The organism is Halodesulfovibrio oceani subsp. galateae, from assembly GCF_055397225.1.
In genome coordinates, this window is record NZ_AP042453.1 from 1,136,559 (window position 1) to 1,157,417 (window position 20,859).

Here is a 20,859-nt window from a genome sequence, read left to right on the forward strand (position 1 = left end):
TTTTTATGTGGATTATCTACCCCGATTGGGTTGTCTATTTGTCTGTAAAAACGGTTGCTAGCTAAGAAGCGCCACAAACTGCTTGAGCCATGCTGGGTGTGCAGGCCATGCAGGCGCAGTTACGAGATGGCCGTCAGTAAGCGCGGAATCGAGCGCGATTTCGCAGTATTCACCACCAGCGGCTGCCACTTCAGGGGCGCAAGCAGGGTATGCTGAAACTTTATGTCCTTTGAGAACATCAGCAGCGACAAGAATCTGTGGGCCGTGGCAGATAGCTGCAATCGGCTTTTTAGTGCTGTCAAAGTGGCGTACCATGGCGAGCACTTCAGGATTAAGGCGAAGATACTCAGGCGCACGGCCACCAGGGACGACTAAACCGGCATATTCTTCAACAACAACAGAAGCAAAATCTTTGTTCAGCATAAAGTTGTGGCCGGGCTTTTCAGTGTATGTCTGATGCCCTTCAAAGTCGTGAATAGCGGTTGCAATAAAATCGCCGAATTTCTTGTCAGGACAAACAGCGTCTACCTGAAAACCCATAGCCTGCAATGCCTGAAAAGGAACCATCAATTCGTAATCTTCAACAAAGTCGCCGCAAATAAGAAGTAATTTCTTTTCCATATGTCTCTCCTAGTTTCCATGTTCTGGTGGTGCTTAGCTCTTGTGATTTGCAACATGTATATAGTGTTTTTGCGATGCGGTGGTAATATTCCAGTACTACACAGATAAGAAATCTTAGGGACACAGTGTAAAAAGTGTTGCTGAGATTTTTGTATTTCTGAAGGGCGGGGGAGACTTCTATTCGGTTTGAGCTGGTTAAGATACGTATAATGGTGAAAGGCTCACAGCGGATAGACAGCTAAAAGGGAAAGGGCTAATCTGCTCAATCACCTTTACTCCTAGCCATCCCATTGTGTCTGTACAACACAGATAACACTGTATGGGGTAAGATAAACAATGCAGGTAAGGACAATGATAAGAGCATTTCAACAAGCTGACATGGATCAGGTTATAGCAATATGGCTTGATGCTTCAATCCAAGCTCATGACTTTATAGCGCGTACATTCTGGGAATCTAAGATTAACGATATGCGTGAAATATATATTCCATCTGCTGAAACCTATGTTTATGAAGAAAATGAGACAATCAAAGGCTTTGTTGCGTTGTATGAAAATACGATTGCTTCGATCTTTGTTTCCCCCGATCATCAAAGACTAGGTATTGGCAAGCAACTTATTGCCAAATCTAAGGACGTTCGTTCGCAATTATCTCTTTCTGTCTACAAACAGAACCACAACAGCATTGTTTTTTATAAGGAATGCGGTTTTGAAATTATACGCGAACAAGTTGATACTCATACCGGAGCTTCTGAATTTTTAATGAGTTTTCCATAACCTCCTTACGAGCTACCCTCAACGCTTTCGCAATACCTCAGCACAATAAACTGAGGGTGACTTCAGATACGTTGTGGGACATTGATTTCGAAAACCGGTCAGACACATGTAACGTGTTTGGCCGGTTATTTTAGATGCTCGTAGAAATATGAATTTGAGATGTTATACCGATAGACTTAGGCTGAGAACTGTTTCCGGCAATGCTAGAGAGCTTAACCGTCAGCATAAAAGCAAGTTTTAAGAATAGGGTTGGAGCTTTGCTAACAGTCCGAATATGCAATGAAGTTATTTCGCACCATATCTGAAGATGATTTTCTTAAAACTAAAGCCCCTGTTATCGATTGATAGCAGGGGCTTTAGTTTTAATTGATCCCAAAATCAGCATTTATGTCCCGCAGTTTGATACGAACTATGCAGGGGCTTTTCTATGTGTTTTGGAAACTACGTCTGTTGTTTATTTGCCGTAGTATGCTGTTTTGAAGAGTTCTTTCATCTGCTCAACAGAGATTTCTCTTGGGTTAGTGCTGGTGCAAGGGTCACCTACAGCGCCTTCAGAGATAACATCAAGGCTTGCAAGGAAAGCTTCTTCCGGTACGCCGAATTCTTTCAATGAAGTTGGAATGTGGAGTGCGTTGTTCAAGTATTCTACAAAGCCGATGAGTGCGTTAACGCGTTCTTCCGTTGTGTTGCCTTCAAGGCCAAGGCGCTTTGCAATGTCTGCGTATTTTTCACCAGCAACTTCTGCGTTGAAGCGAATAGCAGCCGGAAGATAAATTGCGTTAGCGCAGCCGTGAGGAATGCTGAACATTTTACCGGTCTTGTGTGCCATGCTGTGAACGATTCCAAGAATTGCGTTGGAGAAAGACATACCTGCAAGGCACTGTGAAAGGTGCATTTTTGCGCGTGCGTTCTCGTCACCTTCGTAAGACTCTACAAGATGATCCTGAACCATTTCGATGGATTTCATAGCAAGGGCATCAGTAAGTTCGTTTGCCATAATGGAAACGTAGGCTTCCAATGAGTGAGTTAGCGCGTCCATGCCGGTGTGGGCAACCAGTTGACCGGGCATTGTCTGTGCGAGATTGGAATCTACAATAGCCATGTCAGGGGTGATGTTGAAGTCCGCAATAGGGTATTTCAACTCAGTTTTTTTACTAGTAATGATTGAAAATGCAGTAACTTCTGTACCTGTTCCACTAGTTGTAGGAATAGCTACAAAGCGAGCTTTGCGGCGTAACTGCGGCAGGTTGAAAGGAATTGCTGCCTCTTCAAAGGTGAAATCAGGGTTTTCGTAGAAAATCCACATTGCTTTAGCAGCATCAATAGGTGAGCCGCCACCGATACCGAGAATGAGGTCCGGCTGGAATTCGTTCATCACGGCAACGCCGCGCATAACGGTTTCGTCAGAAGGATCAGCTTCGACGCCTTCAAAAAGACGAGTCTCAATACCGGCTTCTTTAAGGTAGCTTTCAATTTTTTCTAGCGCACCATTTTTTTTGATGGAGCCACCGCTGATAACAATAACAGCTTTATTACCATCAAGTGTTTTAAGTTCTTCAATAGTATTTTCACCAAAGTAAACATCTCTAGGAATAGTAAAACGAGCCATGTGTAAGTCTCCCTATTGTATAAATAGTATTGTAAATTTAGTTATGTTTCTCTTTGTGCCAATTGCATTGTCGATGCGCTTAGTGAATCACATTATCTTGCTGCTTGCAGGGGGAAAGAGTCGGCAATACAAAAACAATGCACAAAGAGAAATAGGTGCTGTACCCACCTTGGATACACAGCCAAGTTGTATAAACAGTATTTCGATTTTTCTGTAAAGTACGCACTTTTCGGTGCAGTAGTGTGCATTTAGATACTGGTTTACAAAAGGTAACTACCTAGAAATGCATTTGTGGGGGTGTCCAATACTTGGCGAATATGCTATTGATATCCCGATAAGCATGTGGATGTAGAACGTCATGTGCGTAGTAAAATGAACTTGCAGTCAATGAATGATCAGCCCCTTTCGCGATTGCTGATTACGATATTTATGTAAAGGTTGGTTTAATGCCTGAAGATAGAACGAATAAGATTAGTTGCAGCAGCTATACGTACGAACTTGAAATTGCTTTTGAAATTCTTTCAGGCAAATGGGTGCCGCAAATTATTTGGCATTTGGCTAAAGGAGAGCAGCGTTTTGGGCAGCTACGAAAGTTGATGCCGAAAGTGACGCAAAAAATGCTCACCCAGCAGCTTCGCAGTTTGGAAAAGAATGGCATTATCAACAGAAAAGCCTATCCGGAAGTTCCTCCCGTGGTGGAGTATTCACTTACGGAGATTGGAAAAAAGTTAATACCTTCATTTGATAGCCTTGATGCATGGGCTGTGGAGTATTTGAAAAATAGAGACGGGCAGGCTGAATAAAAAGAGTATTATAATTCCGCAAGTTGCACGCTGAACAGTTTTTTTCCGAGCTGGCTGAATGTTACGGAAATATGTCTTTTCATAATATCTTTTGCCGAGTTGACTTATCTGCTATCGTGGAGACTACATTTTCTACAACCTCAGTTATTCCTGTATTGGAGGTTTTGTGCCCACATTCGACAGAACAATCATAATCGCCGGAGCGGCTGGTCAGGGACTGGTCACTGTTGGTGAGTTGCTCAGTAAGATTTTGACCCGCGCAGGGTATGAAGTATTTGCAACACAGTATTACATGTCGCGCATTCGTGGAGGTCATAACTCCTTTCGAATCCGTATAAGCGATATGCCGCAGTTTGCTTCAGCAGATGAATGCGATATTTTGTTTGCATTCGATCAGGATGCAGTCGCACAGCACTTTGAAATGCTGCACGAAAGCGGAACCGTTATTTTAAGCGATAAGCTTAATGCCATGAACAAGCAGTGCGTAAGCATCCCTTTTGATACGCTCGCTTCTAAACCCCTATATGAAAACGTGGTGGCTTTAGGTGTTTTGTGTGCATTGCTTGGACTGGATCGTTCGTTGCCGGAACAATTGTTGTCTGAACGCTTTACTCCTAAGGGGGAAAAAGTTGTTGCAGATAATATTGAAACACTCGGCGGCGCGTACGACTGGAGTTTAAACTTCACAGACAAATGTTCACAGTTACCTAAAATGCACATGCATCCGGAACGTATCCTTATCAACGGCAATACCAGCATTGCCTTGGGTGCTATGGCGGCAGGCGTAAAGTTTTGTTCATTTTACCCTATGACACCGGGATCTTCTGTCGCACAAACGCTCATTAACCACTCCCAAGAAATGGGTATCGTGGTTGAGCAGGTGGAAGATGAAATTGCAGCGTTGAATATGGCACTCGGTGCTTCATACGCTGGCGCAGCCTCGATAGTTCCTACATCGGGCGGCGGGTTTGCACTTATGACGGAAGCCGTGAGTCTTTCGGGGATCATGGAACAGCCAATTGTGGTTGTTATTGCACAGCGTCCAGGCCCCGCAACAGGTATGCCGACTCGTACAGAGCAGGGTGACCTGCTGTTTGCCATGTTCGGCGGACACGGTGAATTTCCGCGTATAATTTTGACCCCAAGCACAGTCGAAGAATGCTTCGAAATGGGGCATCGCGCCATCAGGTGCGCAGAACAGTATCAAAGTCCGGTTATTATTCTTACGGACCAATTCCTCGCAGATGGGTTGCAGAGTCTAGAAACATACGACCTGCACGATCTGCCGGAAGTGGCACGACCGGACTATTCTGATACTCATTCAGAAGGCTACAAACGTTATTTGCTGACGGACGATGGTATTTCACCGCGCCGTATTCCAGGCTACGGTAAATCCATTGTTCTGGCAGACAGCCATGCACATAACGAACGTGGCAATATTACGGAAGATAGGCAGCTCCGCAATGTGATGGTGGAAAAAATGCTGCTGAAAGAGTCCTGTATCCGTAAAGATGTGCTTCCTCCGCGGTATTTCGGAAACGAAAATGCGGATAGGCTGCTTATTTGCTGGGGCTCAGTAGAAGGCGCCGTGCGTGAGGCAGCAGCAGAGATGACAGAACGTGGCGAACACGTCGCAGTGCTTAGCTTCTCACAAGTTTGGCCATTGGATGTGGAGCAGTTTATGCCGTATCTGGAAAATGCCAAAGAACGGGTGTGCATTGAAGGAAACTCCAATGCGCAGTTTGCATGGCTGTTGAAAGGGCTTACCTGTGTTCCTATTCAGAAAATAGTCAGCAGATACGACGGACGTCCGCTAACCGCTGGTTACATTATCCGTAAGATGTACGAGGAGTAGGCACTATGCGCGATATCAACGAATATGGTCATTACAACGAAGCTTGGTGCCCCGGCTGTGGTAACTTTGATATTTTAAAGGCATTAAAGCAGACACTTGCTGAACTGGATATTGCACCGCATCAAGCGGCCATTATTTCAGGAATTGGGCAGGCTGCCAAAATGCCGCATTACATAACCGCCAACGGATTTAACGGGCTGCACGGCAGAGCGTTACCACCGGCACAGGCGGTAAAGATTGTTAATCCGGAGCTCACAGTTATCGCCACCAGCGGTGACGGCTGTACCTACGGTGAGGGCGGTAACCATTTTCTTGCCGCCATCAGACGCAATGTGGATATGGTAGCACTCGTGCACGATAATCAGGTGTATGGACTCACCAAGGGGCAGGCAAGCCCGACAACTCTAGAAGGGCAGATAACAAAGACGCAGCCGTTTGGTGTAACAAATGCACCGTTTAATCCAGTGGAAGTAGCCATTGCCATGCGCGCAAACTTTGTTGCACGTTCTTTCTCCGGTAATGTGCCGCATCTGGTGGAAACATTAAAGGCCGCTATTGCGCACCCGGGATTCGCTCTTGTGGATGTGTTCCAGCCATGTGTTTCCTTTAACAAGGTGAATACCTTTGGTTGGTATAAAAAACGTTGTTACGAGCTGGGTGAAGAGTACGATTCAACAAACTGGCATGCTGCTATTGAAAAAGCAAACGAGTTTGATGAGCAGATTCCTATAGGTGTGCTCTACACTAATGATCGTCCTTCCTACGGTGGACATCTTCCTAAAGATCTCGAGTATCCGCTTGGTTCCGGCGAAGTTAACAATGAAAAGTTTGATAGCATCGTGAAAAAGTATTCCTAGAGTCAGATAAAATACATACAGGCTGCTTTCCATATTGGGAGGCAGCCTTTTTTGTTCCCCGTTTTTCCTCGACGAGATTTTCGTAGGTCTCTGACGAAGCATGCAAATGTCTCCGAAGGTCGGAAGTTCACCCTACGGAAATTGCTTCCGTAACGCTTCTAGATTCGCGAACGGTTGACTGCCCCTGTCCCCAACGCCCCGTACATGGATACTATCTCCTTAACCCCGTCTATATTTTTTAGTAATTCGGTTATTGTTAAAACATAGTGGGATGCGCGTGTTGTCTCTTTGGAAGAATAATATATCCATTCTTTCCTTCTTCATTTTGGATATACTGAACGTACTTTTTATGGTGCGGGAAGTTGAAAGACATAAACGAAAGGACGGGTGTGTATGCTTACCTATATAGAGCGCAGAGAAAAAACAGACATTGCACTTATCGAAACCCTTGTGCAAAGCATGGCTGTGTTGCCGGATTTACGGTTATTCAGCGTGCTTGAAACATTGCTTACAGATGAGGTTGTTGTTGATTACACCTCGCTGGTCGGTGGAGAACCACACGAGGAAACACCAAAGGGTGTAATCCGTCGCTGGAAAGAATCTCTGTGCGGGTTTGATGCTACACAGCATAAAATAGAAAATATTATTGTAGAATTAAAAGGGCAGGAAGCCACAGTAAAGGCTGATGCCACCGCCACATATTTTTTGAATGAACACATATGGGAAGGCAAAGGTCGCTATGTGTTCGGCTGTCGCTTTACCGCAGATGGCTGGAAGATTAACAAACTGCAATTTAATTTTGAGAGCGAAAAAGGCAAACGGGATATTCTTCAAAAAGCTCGGGAGCTGGTAGATAAAAAAGGAAAATGCAATATGAACGAGTAGAAACGTATTGCTTTGATTGACAAATATTTCTCGGAAAAAATGAATCAGGCTTCTGCATACAAAATGCAGGAGCCTTTTTTTGTGCTTTCTGAGACACAATGTCTTTGCAGAAAGAGTGTTGTGAAAGAGTGTTGACGAAAAGTTGAAATCAAACTAATCAAATGAATAAATCAAATGAATAAATCAAATGAATGAATCAAGTGAATTAATTCTAAGGATGAATATATGTCTGCAAAAGTGTGGAAAGAACGAAAAGTACGAAAAACACCAGAAGAAACTCGCCAGTCTCTACTGGATGCAGGACTTATGCTGTTTGGTCGGGATGGATATAAAAATGTGACAACTAGGGCTTTGGCTGAAGAAGCCGGAGTGAATCAGGCTGCCATCCCGTATCATTTTGGCGGCAAGAAAGAACTCTACATCGCTGTGGCAGAAAGCATTGTGGAAGATGTTTCGAAGCAGTTTGGTTCCATGGTGGAAATGTTGAATAAAGATCTACACACAGCAAATGGTGACAAGAAGGCAATTGCAGAAACACTTACTGCCTTTATTAATATCTTTTTGAATACGGTTCTGGGGAACTCTGTGAATGAGCTGCGGTTCCAGTTTATCAATCAGGAATATCTGCGCCCGAGTGATGGGTTCACTATCATTTATGAACGAGTGATTCAGCATGTGCACAAATTTCTCACAGCATTGGTATCTACATGCTTCTCGCTGCTGGAAGAATCCGAAGAAGCCAAGCTGCGGGCAAACTCCCTGGCGGGTATGATGCTCATTTATTTGTTTGGTCGTCCTGTAGTGCTGAAGCGGGCAGGGTGGGATGAATACACCCCGCAGAATATTGCTAAGATAAACACAGCGGTAACAGAAATGGCGTTGAATATGCTGTGTCTGAACAGTGCTCTGAAGGATTAATATCATGCGGGTGCTCGATATTTTGAAGACGAGAAAGCTTGTAGTGGTGCCAGTACTGCTCATTGGTGTGCTGGTCTTTGTGGGCATGGTTAAGACAAAAAAAGCACCACAAAGAGTGCCGCCGCAGGAGCGAGTGCAGGTTGTACGCACTCTTACTGTTCCGGCGGTGAGTGTTGTGCCGCGTGCTCTGGGCTATGGCTATGTGCAGCCGGGGCAGGTGTGGGACGCTGTTGCTGAAACGAGTGGCAAGATTGTAGCTGTGCATCCGGCGCTGAAGAAAGGTAATATTATCGGCAAGGGTGAAGTGCTTTTACGCATAGATCCTGTTGAACAAGGAAACGCGCGGCAGCGTGACGAAGCCAATGTGCAGGATGTTCTCGCGCAGATTCGCAGACTGGATCAAACCGAAAAAGATACCCGACGCAAGTTGAAAATTGAGCAAGACAAGCTGAAACTAAGTCGTAGTGAGCTTGATCGTAATTCTATATTGTTTGCAAACAATGTAATTTCTAAATCAGAACAGGACACGGTCGAACACAATTACCTGACACAGAGCAATGCTGTGCAGAATTACTCTTCTACCTTGAATACTATTCCTGCGGAACGCCAACAGTTGCGTGCGCGTCTTTCGTCAGCTCGTTCGCAGGTGGCAGATGCAAAGCACGACGAAGCAAAGACTGTTATCCGTGCTCCGTTTGATTGCCGTGTTGCAGACGAGAAAGTGGAAATTGGTCAAGCAGTAAAAATAGGGGAGCTGCTGGCAACGCTGGATAGCATGGGACGCTCTGAAGCTCTTGCGCAGGTTCCGTTGTATCTTTTCAAAAACGTAGTGCCCCGCGGAGAACGGCCAAATTTCGAAGGCGGGAAATCTACAGAAGTTGTGCGCGATTTTGTTAAGCTGGATGCTATTATTCGTCTAAAATTGCCGGATAGCATTGTGGAATGGACAGGCAAAGTTGTGCGCTTGAGTGATGCCGTGGATACTGCAACTCGCACCATAGGTATTTATGTTGCGGTGGATGATCCGTACCTAAAAGTAGAAGGCGGCAAGCGACCTCCTTTGCTTAAAAACATTTATGCAGAAGTAGAACTGCGCGGTGCTCCGCGTCCGAATACTGTCATTGTCCCCCGCTCTGCCGTGCACGACCAGATTGTGTATGTGGTAGATACACAGAACCGTTTGCGTTTGCGCACAGTGGTAACGCATTCTCCGCAGTCCGGATTTGTTTCTATTTCAAGCGGCATCAAAGCTGGCGATGTAATCGTACTGAGTGACGTAGTGCCAGCCATCGACGGTATGCTTTTAAAAACAGTGGACGATGCTAAAGCTCTCCAGCGTCTTGTTGCCGAGGCAACAGGTGAAGGGAGCGTAAAATGAGCCGGCAGATAGGATTTATCCGGTATTTTGCAGGGCATCCTACTGCGTCGAATCTGCTTATGCTGATCTTGCTGGTACTTGGTATTGTCACTGCGCCAAAATTGGTGCGCGAAACGTTTCCAGACTTTTCCCCTTCAGAAGTGGAAGTTGTAGTTAAGTATTCCGGTGCTACTGCGGAAGATGTGGAAGAATCTATTTGTCAGCGAATTGAAGATGCCGTGGATGGCGTTGCCAACGTGGAGGAAGTGCGAAGCGAAGCCCGCGAAAACAGGGGCAGAGTTGTTGTAAAAATGCTCGAAGGCGGCGACGTAAAGCAGTTTGTTGATGATGTGAAAACAGAGATCGACGCTATTGATGACTTTCCAATGGAAGCGGATGAGCCTGTAGTGCAACGGCTTGGTCGTAAACATAATGTGGTATCCATAGCTGTCAGTGGTCCTATGTCGTTGCCGCATTTGAAGTTGTACTGCGAGCAGTTGAAAGACCGCTTGTTGAAAGATCCGCTCATTACGCTTGTGGATGTTGAAGGCTTTTCGGAGCATCAAATTCGTATTGAAGTGCCAGCGGCAACGTTAATGCAGTTCGGGCTTTCCATGTCGGATATTACCGATGTCATCAGCCGTCAGAGTATTGATTTACCAGCGGGTACAGTACAAACACACGACGCAGACATTCTAATCCGTTTCGCTGATCAACGTAGAAAAATTTATGAGTTCGAAGACCTGATTGTCGCATCCGGTAAAACCGGAGCAGAGATTCGACTCGGTGATATTGCACACATTAGCGATACCTTTGAGCTCGACGAGGATAAGTACATCTTCAACGGCAATCGTGCAGGCAAGCTGGTTATTAAAAAGACTGTAGAACAGGATTCGCTGCGAATTCTCGATTCTGTTCAAAAAATTATGAACGAAGAACTGTCAGTGGTTCCGCAGGGCGTGTCTTTAGCCTTAACAGACAACACCACAACCATTGTACGCGATCGTCTGCAAATGCTTGTTATCAACGGCATAGAAGGACTTGTTTTGGTGTTTTTGGTCATGTGGCTTTTCTTTTCCATCCGGCTTTCATTCTGGGTTGTTATGGGGCTGCCTGTGTCCTTTCTTGGCGCTGTGTTTGCCATAGATGCAGCGGGGCTGACGCTGAATATGATTACCATGGTCGGTATGCTGCTGTCTCTCGGGCTGGTGATGGATGATGCCATTGTTATCGCCGAGAACGTTGCGGCGCATATGGCACGAGGGAAAAGTGCGTTGCGTGCTGCTGTGGATGGTACAAGCGAAGTGGCAATGGGGGTATTCTCTTCCTTCGCCACCACTTTGCTTATCTTCGGTGCCATTGCAATTCAGGTGAGCGGTAATATCGGCAGAGTGCTATGGGTAATGCCCGCTGTGCTTATCTTAACCCTTTTTGTAAGCCTAATTGAAGCCTTCCTTATACTGCCGAGTCACCTTGTGCATTCTTTGGAGCATGCACCGGAAACCAAAACTCGCTTCCGTGCATGGTTCGATACAAAATTTGAACGCATTCGCGAAGATGTTTTGGGACGTGCTGTAGATACCGTCATTTCGTGGCGTTATCTGTTTGTAAGTAGCGTATTCTGTTTGCTTCTTATCTCTGTAGCTATGCTTGCGGGCGGCGTGCTTAAAACAAGTGCGTTTCCCGATGTAGAAGGCGATGTGCTGCAAGCTCGTGTGCTGTTGCCGCAGGGAACTCCGTTAGAACGTACAGAATCTGTTGTAGAAAAACTCATCAGCAGTCTGGATGTCATAAATAGCCATTACAGCCCACAGCAACCGGATGGACAGCCACTGGTGCAGAATATTGCGGTTCAATACAATAAGAATACGGATGCCAACGAAGTGGGGGCGCATGTAGTGACGCTTACGCTCGACTTACTGAGTGCAGAGCTGCGAACAACATCTATCGATGAACTCACACAAGAATGGCGCAAGAAGGCAAAAAATATTCCGGATGTAGTCACTATTACATATAAGGAACCGGCGCTGGGGCCAGCGGGGCTTCCTATTGATATCCGTATTAAAGGAAACGATCTGTCGCAGCTTAAAGCCGCATCGCGCGAGCTTCAAATCTGGCTTGCTAGCTTTGAAGGAGTGTTTGATCTGACAGATGACCTGCGACCGGGAAAACCGGAAATTCAGGTGCATTTGAAATCAGGTGCTACTGTTTTGGGAATGAGTGCAGGAACTATTGCACAGCAGCTTCGTGCTGCATTTTATGGCAAAGAAGCGGCGCAGATTCAAAATGGCGCAGAAGCATATGACGTGAGCGTTCGTTTAGCAGATGCAGATAGGAACAGTCTCGGCGATTTGGAATACTTCCATGTAACCACGCCTTCCGGTGCACAGATTCCGCTAGGCACTGTGGCAGTATTGGAAAACGGCAGGGGCTATGCCCGTATCGCTCGTATTGATTCTGTTCGTACTGTAACAATACAGGGTGACATAGATACGGCTGTGGCGAACTCCAACGAAATTCTTGCAGAAACAAAGGCAACATTCTTCCCCGCTCTCATGCAGAAATATCCCGCAATTGAGTTTGATCTGGAAGGGCAAGCAAAAGAAGGTGCCAAGACAGGCGAATCCATGCGCGACGCGCTGCTGTTCGGCATTTTCGGTATCTTTATTCTACTCAGTTTTCAGTTTCGCAGTTACATAGAACCACTTGTAGTCATTAGCACCATCCCGCTGGCATTTATTGGCGTGGTATGGGGGCATGTGCTCATGGGGCTGGATCTCTCAATGGTCAGCATAATGGGATTTGCATCCCTAGCAGGGGTAGTGGTGAACGATTCCATTTTATTGGTGGAGTTTGTGAAAATACGCCTGCGTGAAGGAGCATCTGCATCTCAGGCTGCCACATCTGCAAGTAGAAGTAGATTTAGAGCCGTGTTGCTTACATCACTTACCACCATAGTGGGGCTGGTGCCGTTGCTCAGCGAGCGAAGCTTGCAAGCACAGGTGCTCATTCCACTGGCAACAAGCCTTGTATTCGGGCTTCTTGCGTCTACCTTGCTCGTTTTGTTCGTTGTACCGTCGCTGTATACGATACTCGATGATCTAGGGCTTACCGCACGGCAAAGCACTTCAGTAAACTAGCTGATATCATTAATTAGGTGGTCAAAAAGTCTGGTAAGTATCTTATGTTGAAAAATAGTAAGATGGTAAACAGTTGGCTTTCACCTTAGAATGAATACTCTTTTACCATACAATAAGAAAAGGTCTGTTCCAGAATAACTGGAACAGACCTTTTCTTATTCAAACAATACCTAATATTGCATAGGGAGTCGCAATTAAACGCGTAAGATCGGTATGTTGCCATCAGCAATGAGAACGTCAGGCTATTTCATACAAAGTGTATGGGGGAGCCTGATTTTTTGTGTCCTCGTCTCTGGTTCTAAGGAGAACAAGGGCATGGTCACAAAAAGGGTTAAGTTGCTGTAGAAGAGATTGATATTTCTAAATGTAGAAAATTAAAAATAGGATGACGCGTGTTTTTTATTGTAAGTGAAATTTTCACGAGAGATTGTCTACGGCAATGGTTATGTATTGTGCTTCTATGTATCTAAAATATAGAGATAAAATATAAATATAAAGAACGTATTAATAAAGGTTTCTGCAATATTGACGATCCAATAAGTAGGGCGCAGGTATGTTCCATTTATTGAGAATAGCTGCGTAGAGTTTCAAAAAATTAGGGAGGACACTTCATATGTCAGGTATGGGCATTGCTGAACTTCAAAAGGGAATGGATGCACGGTACGCAAAGGATCGTGTACTGGCATCGCGTGAGGCTGGTTCGCCAGTTGCTTCTGCAAGTTCCAGTAGTAACTCTGCATCGACATCGGCTCCTGCGTATGTCGTAGAAATTTCGTCTGAAGCAAAAGAGCTGTCAAAGCAGGCATTGGAAAAAAGCCTTACTGAGAAGGCGAGTAGAGGGATCGAACGCACTGTTGTGGATATCGATTCATCGTCTACGTCAGATGTTGCATCACTGGTTACCAAGCTGGGAAGTAAGCTTACTTTTAAGCATGGAATGGACAGGGCAAACAAGCCGTTTGTGTTGATTGAAGTTAATGATTCGAACGGGAACCACTTTCACGCAAAAGTTGCCGAGAATACCATAATTAATGAAAACAAAGATGGCACATTATCTTTCAGTAAATTCTCAGGACTTAGCGGAAGTGAAGATGACATCATCGTTGATTTTTCAGGTGATGTAGATTCTGGCGCGGGTGACGACTTTATTGTGTCCGTTGCGAATGAGAGCACATTGCGGCGAAAAGGCCGTGTGTCCATAGATAGTGGCGCTGGTAACGATATTATCTATTCAACCACTGATGCTGGGTTTGTTACCCTGAAAGGCGGCGCTGGTAATGACTATATTAATGTGAATGCTGGTAACGCATCTTTAGATGCAAATTCAGGCGCTGGTCATGACTTCGTAAAGATTGGCGACGTTGGTGTTAGAGGCGTTGTTGATTCCGGTAGTGGTGATGACACTGTCTCTGTAACAACTGATAGTGGTGCTGCCTTAAAGATTCGTACCGGGGACGGTGATGATTCTGTTAATGTGGACAGAACAGAATCTTCCGATATGACTATAGGCGATACATATCTCTCTACAGGCGCTGGCAAGGACCAGATTTATGTAAGCCGTGTCGGTTCAGAGTCGAATATTCCGACAGATGAAGTTGGCGGCACCATTGATACTGGTACTGGCGCGGATTCTGTTGTCGTAGGGAAGGCTTATAATCTCGAATTAAAGGGCAATGAGGACGGTGCAGATAATGTTACTGTTGTGGAAGAATATGAGACTCCCCCAGAACTAAAAAAGAAAGGGTATGTGCAACCTGATTTCAAAGGTGAAATAGCAGAAAAAGGCGATCATCGAGCAGAATTTACTAAGGCTGTTCGAGAGGCTATGTTGCATAATGCGGATGAGAATACCACTAAGCTGGTTGTAGCCGGCAGCACTGTGAAAAAACAGCAAGAAGTAGCTGCAAAGGCTATCTATAAGGATGCTGCCACGGATGCCTAACGTCTTAACAAACTTTTTGATATCTTTTCCCGAAGGTTGATTAAACAAAAAAGCGTGAGCCATAAGCCCACGCTTTTTTGTTTAGTATCGAAACCCAGATAAGTCGAAACCCAGATAAGCCGGAGCCTGCGCAAGGCCTGATGACTGACTCGTTAATCGCAGTCAAGAGGAAGTTCCTCTTGCGGGGATGCAAGGGGGAGAACCCTTGCCCGTCGGAGACCCGCCGGAGGCAATAACTACATATCGCTCTCCAACATATTACTCTCGCAACGTCTTGCCTACTTGTTACCGAGAATCTGTGTACCAATGCCGCTGTTTGTAAACAGCTCCAGCAGTACGGAGTTTTCTACACGACCATCGAGAATAGTAGCGCGTGACACGCCATCATTGATGGCATCGAGGCAGCATTTCACTTTCGGGATCATGCCACCTTGCAGCGTTCCGTCCTCGAAGAGTTCGAGAGTTTCTTTTATGGTCAGCTCTTCGAGCAAGTTTTTATCCGCGTCAAGGATACCGGCAACGTCTGTAAGTAACAGAAGTCTCTTAGCGGGCAATGCGCCTGCGATTGCACCGGCTACGGAGTCTGCGTTGATGTTGTAGGTGTTACCCTCTGCATCTACGCCCACTGGTGCGATAACTGGTGTGTACCCTTCCGAGAGCAGACCGGTTAACAGACCCGATTCTACACCTATTACTTCGCCAACTTTACCAAGATCGATGATTTCAGGTGGCTTGTCTGCGCCGCTTGCAACCATACGAAGCTTGCGGGCGCGAAGAAGTGTACCGTCTTTACCGGAAAGCCCTACAGCTTTGCAGTCTGACATATTGAGCTTGTTAACAATCTCTTTGTTTACTTTGCCTACGAGCACCATTTCTACAACATCCATGGTTGCTTCGTCGGTTACCCGGTGTCCCTCGCGGAACTGGCAGGTAATATTAAGAGCATCAAGCATTTGACCAATCTGTGGGCCGCCGCCGTGTACGATTACCGGCTTTAAGCCTACGTACTTTAACAGAGCAATGTTCTGAGCAAATGCACGACCAAGCTCTTCGTCTTTCATTGCATGGCCACCATATTTGATGACCACAATTTCACCATGGAACTTCTTAATATACGGAAGAGATTCAATGAGAATGCGTGATGTAAGCTGTGCTTTAGCGTAGTCTTTCATTTACGTAGTTCCTGCTGCGGGGATTGTTCCGCAAGTCTATTAGAGGATGTAGCGACTTAAGTCTCTATCCTCGCGAACATCTTCTAAGTGCTTTTCTACAAATGCGCGGTCGATAACAATTTCTTCACCGGAACGATCTGGAGCTTCAAAAGAGATGTCGCTCAGAATCTTTTCCATAATAGTGTAGAGACGGCGCGCGCCGATATTTTCAGTTTCCTGGTTGGTCATTTCTGCAAAGGCTGCAATTTCTTCCAGCCCGTCGTCTGCAAAGGAGATAGTTACACCTTCTGTTGCAAGGAGTGCAGAGTATTGAATGGTAAGGGCGTTGTGAGGCTCTTTAAGAATACGTAAGAACTCGTCTTTGCCCAAAGCAGTTAACTCCGCACGAAGCGGGAAACGACCCTGTAATTCCGGAATAAGATCAGACGGCTTGGAGTGATGGAAAGCACCCGCTGCGATAAACAGAATGTGGTCTGTTTTGATCATGCCGTATTTAGTATTTACAACGCTGCCTTCAACAATTGGAAGCAAGTCTCGCTGAACACCTTCGCGTGAGATGTCTGAAGATTTGCCGCCTTGCTGGGAGCTGGCAACTTTGTCTATTTCGTCGATAAAGATAATACCGGATTCTTCAACACGTTCTTTTGCCAGTTCGGTGACTTTTTCTTCATCAACAAGGCGTGCTGCTTCTTCTTCAACCAGAAGCGGCAAGGCATCGCCAATTTTCATACGCTTTTTCTTTTTCTTAGAAGGAAAAGCTTTACTGAAAAGGTCACTAAATTGGCTGCCCATGGTTTCCATACCCGGAACTGCCATGACTTCCATGCCCTGTGGAGCGATTTCAAGCTCCATTTCTACTTCGCGGTCATTAAGTCTGCCTTCACGGAACATTTTACGCATTTTCTCACGGGTGGAGTTTACTTTGTCCGCGTCAGCTGCTGGCGTATCAAATGTAGTAACAGGTTCCTGCATCGGTTTTGGAGCAGAACCTGGAAGAAGCAAGTCGAGAAGACGTTCTTCTGCGTTGGTTTCTGCCTGTGCACGAACACGAGTTGTTTCTTCGTTACGTACAAGGGCAACGCTCAGTTCCATCAGATCGCGAACCATAGACTCAACGTCACGGCCAACGTACCCGACTTCTGTGAACTTAGTTGCCTCTACTTTTACAAACGGAGAAGCAGAAAGCTTGGCAAGACGGCGGGCAATTTCAGTTTTACCAACGCCGGTAGGGCCCATCATAATAATATTTTTAGGTGCGATCTCGTCGCGTAATAACGGCTCGATCTGCTGGCGTCGCCAGCGGTTACGCATAGCAACTGCCACCATGCGTTTGGCACCATTCTGTCCAATAACGTATTTATCCAGTTCGGATACAATTTCACGTGGTGTAAGCACGTTATAATCTCCTGATAAGTATGTGTACAATAACGGGCTATATTAACAAGCTGCTTGTAGATTGCCAATCGCAAATTAGGTGCTGCTATATTTAGCTGTAGCAATCGATGCGATGGGCGGATAGCTAAACTTCAAAATAGAAAAGGGCACCTTCCGGTGCCCTTTTAGTCATCGGGGTTTATTTATCCAGAGTCATAGTCCTGAACATAACCTGTTGCTGTCGAACGATTTTGAGGAGCACGGCTCCGCGCTTTTCGCCTTGAGTCTTCAGGATGTTTTTAAACTCTTTGACTGAATTGACCGGAGTCAGGTTTGCTTCGAGGATAACATCACCGGCGCGCAGTTCTGCGCGTGCAGCAACGCTTCCTTCAACAATATTAGTAATAAGCAGACCTTTGATCTCTTTAAGACCAAGCGCCTGTGCTGATTTCACATCGAGCGGGCCAAGGGTAAGTCCAAGCCCTTTTATGTCACTGTCTTTGCCGCGCGGGCCTTTCTGTGAAGGTGCTTTCTGGTCCTTAGCTCCGCGTTCACCAAGCTTTACCTTAACGGTAATGTTTTTGTCTTTGCGGTACACGGTAAACTTAGCAGTGCTGCCCGGTTCGAGTGCGGAAACGGCGCGAATAAGTTCTGCTGCATCTGCAACAGCTTCATTGTTTACTTTTAAGATGATGTCACCTTCGAGGAGACCTGCCGCTGCGGCGGGCTCTCCCGGTACCACCTGCGCGATGAATGCGCCTTCTGCTTCTTTAAGTCCAAGAGCCTTCGCCATGTTCGGGTCTACGTTGGTAATGGAAACACCAAGCCAGCCGCGACGGATTTTTTTGTCGGTTTTCAGTCTGGTGATGATGTCTTTAATAGTAGAACTAGGAATAGCAAAACCAATACCCTGACCACGTGCGATGATGGCGGTATTAATGGCGATTACTTCACCCTTGAGGTTAAGAAGCGGGCCACCGGAGTTACCGGGGTTGATGGATGCATCTGTCTGAAGAAAGTTGTCATACGGATTGTTACTGATGTTACGGCCAAGCGCGCTGACAATGCCGCTTGTAACAGTATGATCCAGTCCGAACGGGTTACCGATAGCGAGAACCCATTGGCCTACTTCAACTTCAGAAAATTCGGCAAGTTCAAGGGTAGGGAGCTCTCGTTTTGCTTTAATTTTTAAAAGGGCAAGGTCGGTTAACGGGTCTGTACCGATAATTTTTGCGTCGTATGACTCGTAGTCTCCCTTTTCATCCAGAATGTTAACTTTGATTTCGTCTGCACCCTCAACAACGTGGTTGTTGGTTGCGATGAAACCGTCTGAAGAAAGGATAAATCCGGAGCCTAGTGAACGTTCTGTTTCGGCGCGAGGGCGGCCACCGCCGAAGTAGCGTTCAAATTGTTTAAAGAAGTCGTCGAACGGTGTGCTTGGGTTATCTTTAAAGAATTCTTGCATCCCCGGCTGGTTTTGCTGCGGGACTGCAACTTTTTTTTGTGTGCTGATGTTAACAACAGCGGGACCTGCTTTTTTTGCTAACTCGGTAAAGTTAGGTAAATCCGCCATGGCAGGGAGAGTTGTTAGCGTAAACGCTAATACAAAAATAGGGAGTAAAAGTAGCTTTTTACGAATTGTCATTATTCAAAATCTCCTAAGGGCTCAGGTGGGAACTCTATCCGTGCGGTATAATAAGATCATACATCCATCTACATAATATTTATTTCATCATTGTAAACGAAAAAAAGTATAAGGGAGGGTTATTTTTTACGGAGGAGAAAGTTGAATGCGGTAAATTTTGGACAAAAAAAAGGATCAGTTACCTGATCCTTTTCAATTAGCGTGTGCATCAACAGATTATTTTTTCTTGTTGAGCGCGTCCTGCAGCAGGGAACCCAAAGAACCGAAGTTGCTCTGTGGTTCTGCTTTAGCAGTCTGTGTTTTACGATGCGCTTTCCAGGAAGTGTCTTCAGAGGCTGCTACGCCTTTAGGAGCGAGAGTAACTTTACGCTCAGCAGTGCGGAGCTGAGAAATAGTTACTTCAACCTTGTCGCCTGCTTTGAGAGCATCAAGGTTTGCTGCTTTATCAGCTTTAGCCATCAAAGACTTCGGCATAAGACCGGTAACGCCCGGAGCAAGGTTGATAAACAGACCGAAATCAGAGGAAGACTCAATTGTGCCTTCAACTTCAGCGCCTGCTGGGAAGCGTTCTTCAACGTCTGCCCAAGGATCGCCTTCAGCATCACGCATGCTGAGGGAGATGCGACGGGAACTTAAGTCGATGGACTTAATTTTAACAGAAACGGTGTCGCCAACGGAAACAACGTCTTCTGCTTTGTGGATGCGTTTGGTGTAGGACATTTCAGAAATGTGTACCAAACCGTCAATGCCAGGAAGCACTTCAACAAATGCACCGAATGGTGTGATACGAACAACTTTACCGTTGCGTACTTCACCAGCAGTGATTTCAGACTCAACACGGTTCCAAGGGTTTTCCTGAACCTGTTTAGCTGAAAGAGAAATGCGGAGCTGACCTTTTTTGTCGGTTTCTACGCCAAGCAGTTTAACGCGCAGTTTATCACCAACGGATACAGCTTCGTCTGACTGGGCAATACGTGTCCAAGACAGTTCTGAAACGTGGATGAGACCTTCAACGCCAGCAGTAAGTTCTGCAAATGCGCCAAAGTTAGTAAGGCGAGTGATGGTTACATCAATAAGATCGCCTTCGTTAACGTCTTTGAGGAACTCATCACGAGCTGCCTGCTGTTCCTGCTCGAGTAGAGCACGACGGGAAACAACAATGTTGCGGCCGCGCTGTTCGAATTTGATGATAGCAAAGGAGAATGTTTGACCAACATACTCTTCTGCATTTTCAACAAAACGTGTATCAATCTGGCTAACTGGACAGAATACGCGACGTTTAGAAACTTCAACATCAAAGCCACCCTTACGGGTAGCAAGTACTTTACCTTCAACAGGAAGACTTGCGTTGAATGCTTCTTCGAGCATAGCTGCACCAGCAGGGCCACTGATAGCTTTTGAGAGATGGATTGCGTCAGCTTTGACAGCAGTAACGTAGAGTTCTACGGTGTCGCCTTCAGCAACTGTGAGTTCACCTGCGTCATCGAGGAATTCAGAACGGTCGGCAATGCCGTCGATCTTTGCTCCAGCGTCGACAAAAAGGTTATCACCGGACATACCAATGATTGGGCCAGAAACTTTGTCGCCAACAGAAAGCGCCTTATCAGCGCCAGTGTAGGCTTCCAGCATTTCTTCAAAATTTTCCATGGTGCCGTTTGGACGGCTATCTTCGGAACCGGTCATCCAGTTCTCCTTGAGAGAGGGGGTTAGATGATTGATGCACAATACGCTTTGGGCGCTATATCTTTCATTTGCCTTATATACAAGTGCGAAAACGTAAAGAGCGCCGCTAAAAAATGGGCGCTGAAACTCCCGCACGTTGCTTTAACCTTGAAAACACTGACCTTCTGCGTTTAAAATTGATTTTCGACAAGTCCGCAGATAATTTAATTTTTTTGTGTAACACT

Annotated in this window: 15 protein-coding genes; 9 read left to right on the forward strand and 6 right to left on the reverse strand. The window is 45.9% G+C overall.

The window, feature by feature from the left end; all coding sequences use genetic code 11:
* Positions 1-57: 57 nt before the first annotated feature.
* Complete coding sequence (locus tag ACZ5V1_RS05180) at positions 58-621, reverse strand: DJ-1/PfpI family protein (protein WP_464390931.1); 564 nt, start codon at positions 619-621, stop codon at positions 58-60.
* A gap of 351 nt (positions 622-972) precedes the next feature.
* Between ACZ5V1_RS05180 and ACZ5V1_RS05185 the strand changes: the two genes are divergently transcribed.
* Positions 973-1,395 (forward strand): N-acetyltransferase, encoded by a 423-nt coding sequence (locus ACZ5V1_RS05185; protein WP_464390932.1) that lies wholly within the window; start codon positions 973-975, stop codon positions 1,393-1,395.
* Between the two features lie 454 nt (positions 1,396-1,849).
* Here the strand turns inward: ACZ5V1_RS05185 and ACZ5V1_RS05190 are convergent, their stop codons facing one another.
* Entirely contained in the window at positions 1,850-3,004 is a 1,155-nt protein-coding gene (locus ACZ5V1_RS05190; protein ID WP_464390933.1) for an iron-containing alcohol dehydrogenase, read from the reverse strand.
* Between the two features lie 446 nt (positions 3,005-3,450).
* On the opposite strand from ACZ5V1_RS05190, the gene ACZ5V1_RS05195 reads away from it, so the two are divergent.
* The 8 genes from ACZ5V1_RS05195 (at position 3,451) to ACZ5V1_RS05230 (ending at position 14,761) form a co-directional block, all read left to right on the forward strand.
* A complete protein-coding gene (locus ACZ5V1_RS05195) occupies positions 3,451-3,807 on the forward strand; it encodes a winged helix-turn-helix transcriptional regulator (RefSeq protein WP_464390934.1) in 357 nt (118 codons plus the stop codon).
* A 166-nt stretch (positions 3,808-3,973) separates the two neighbouring features.
* Positions 3,974-5,662 (forward strand): 2-oxoacid:acceptor oxidoreductase subunit alpha, encoded by a 1,689-nt coding sequence (locus ACZ5V1_RS05200; protein WP_464390935.1) that lies wholly within the window; start codon positions 3,974-3,976, stop codon positions 5,660-5,662.
* A gap of 5 nt (positions 5,663-5,667) precedes the next feature.
* Positions 5,668-6,519, forward strand: coding sequence for a 2-oxoacid:ferredoxin oxidoreductase subunit beta (locus ACZ5V1_RS05205; RefSeq protein ID WP_464390936.1), 852 nt, complete (start codon positions 5,668-5,670; stop codon positions 6,517-6,519).
* Between the two features lie 393 nt (positions 6,520-6,912).
* Complete coding sequence (locus ACZ5V1_RS05210; RefSeq protein ID WP_464390937.1) at positions 6,913-7,404, forward strand: nuclear transport factor 2 family protein; 492 nt, start codon at positions 6,913-6,915, stop codon at positions 7,402-7,404.
* 225 nt (positions 7,405-7,629) lie between these two features.
* Positions 7,630-8,322 carry a CerR family C-terminal domain-containing protein gene (locus ACZ5V1_RS05215; protein WP_464390938.1) on the forward strand — a complete coding sequence of 231 codons (693 nt, stop codon included), beginning with the start codon at positions 7,630-7,632 and terminating at the stop codon, positions 8,320-8,322.
* 4 nt (positions 8,323-8,326) lie between these two features.
* The gene (locus tag ACZ5V1_RS05220; RefSeq protein WP_464390939.1) at positions 8,327-9,700 is read left to right on the forward strand and encodes an efflux RND transporter periplasmic adaptor subunit; all 1,374 of its coding nucleotides are present in this window, start codon (positions 8,327-8,329) and stop codon (positions 9,698-9,700) included.
* On the forward strand, positions 9,697-12,819 hold the full coding sequence (locus ACZ5V1_RS05225; RefSeq protein WP_464390940.1) for an efflux RND transporter permease subunit: 3,123 nt from the start codon (positions 9,697-9,699) through the stop codon (positions 12,817-12,819). Before ACZ5V1_RS05220 ends, ACZ5V1_RS05225 begins: the two co-directional genes overlap by 4 nt.
* Positions 12,820-13,432: 613 nt before the next feature.
* Complete coding sequence (locus ACZ5V1_RS05230; RefSeq protein ID WP_464390941.1) at positions 13,433-14,761, forward strand: hypothetical protein; 1,329 nt, start codon at positions 13,433-13,435, stop codon at positions 14,759-14,761.
* Positions 14,762-15,039: 278 nt separating this feature from the next.
* Here the strand turns inward: ACZ5V1_RS05230 and argB are convergent, their stop codons facing one another.
* From argB to ACZ5V1_RS05250, 4 genes are all read right to left on the reverse strand, one after another.
* Positions 15,040-15,933, reverse strand: coding sequence for an acetylglutamate kinase (argB, locus tag ACZ5V1_RS05235; protein ID WP_464390942.1), 894 nt, complete (start codon positions 15,931-15,933; stop codon positions 15,040-15,042).
* Positions 15,934-15,972: 39 nt separating this feature from the next.
* Positions 15,973-17,358: an ATP-dependent protease ATPase subunit HslU gene (gene hslU / locus ACZ5V1_RS05240; protein ID WP_464390943.1), complete on the reverse strand. Its 1,386-nt coding sequence runs from the start codon at positions 17,356-17,358 to the stop codon at positions 15,973-15,975.
* Between the two features lie 148 nt (positions 17,359-17,506).
* Positions 17,507-18,952: a Do family serine endopeptidase gene (locus ACZ5V1_RS05245; RefSeq protein WP_464390944.1), complete on the reverse strand. Its 1,446-nt coding sequence runs from the start codon at positions 18,950-18,952 to the stop codon at positions 17,507-17,509.
* Positions 18,953-19,168: 216 nt separating this feature from the next.
* A complete protein-coding gene (locus ACZ5V1_RS05250; RefSeq protein WP_464390945.1) occupies positions 19,169-20,635 on the reverse strand; it encodes a 30S ribosomal protein S1 in 1,467 nt (488 codons plus the stop codon).
* Between the last annotated feature and the right edge of the window lie 224 nt (positions 20,636-20,859).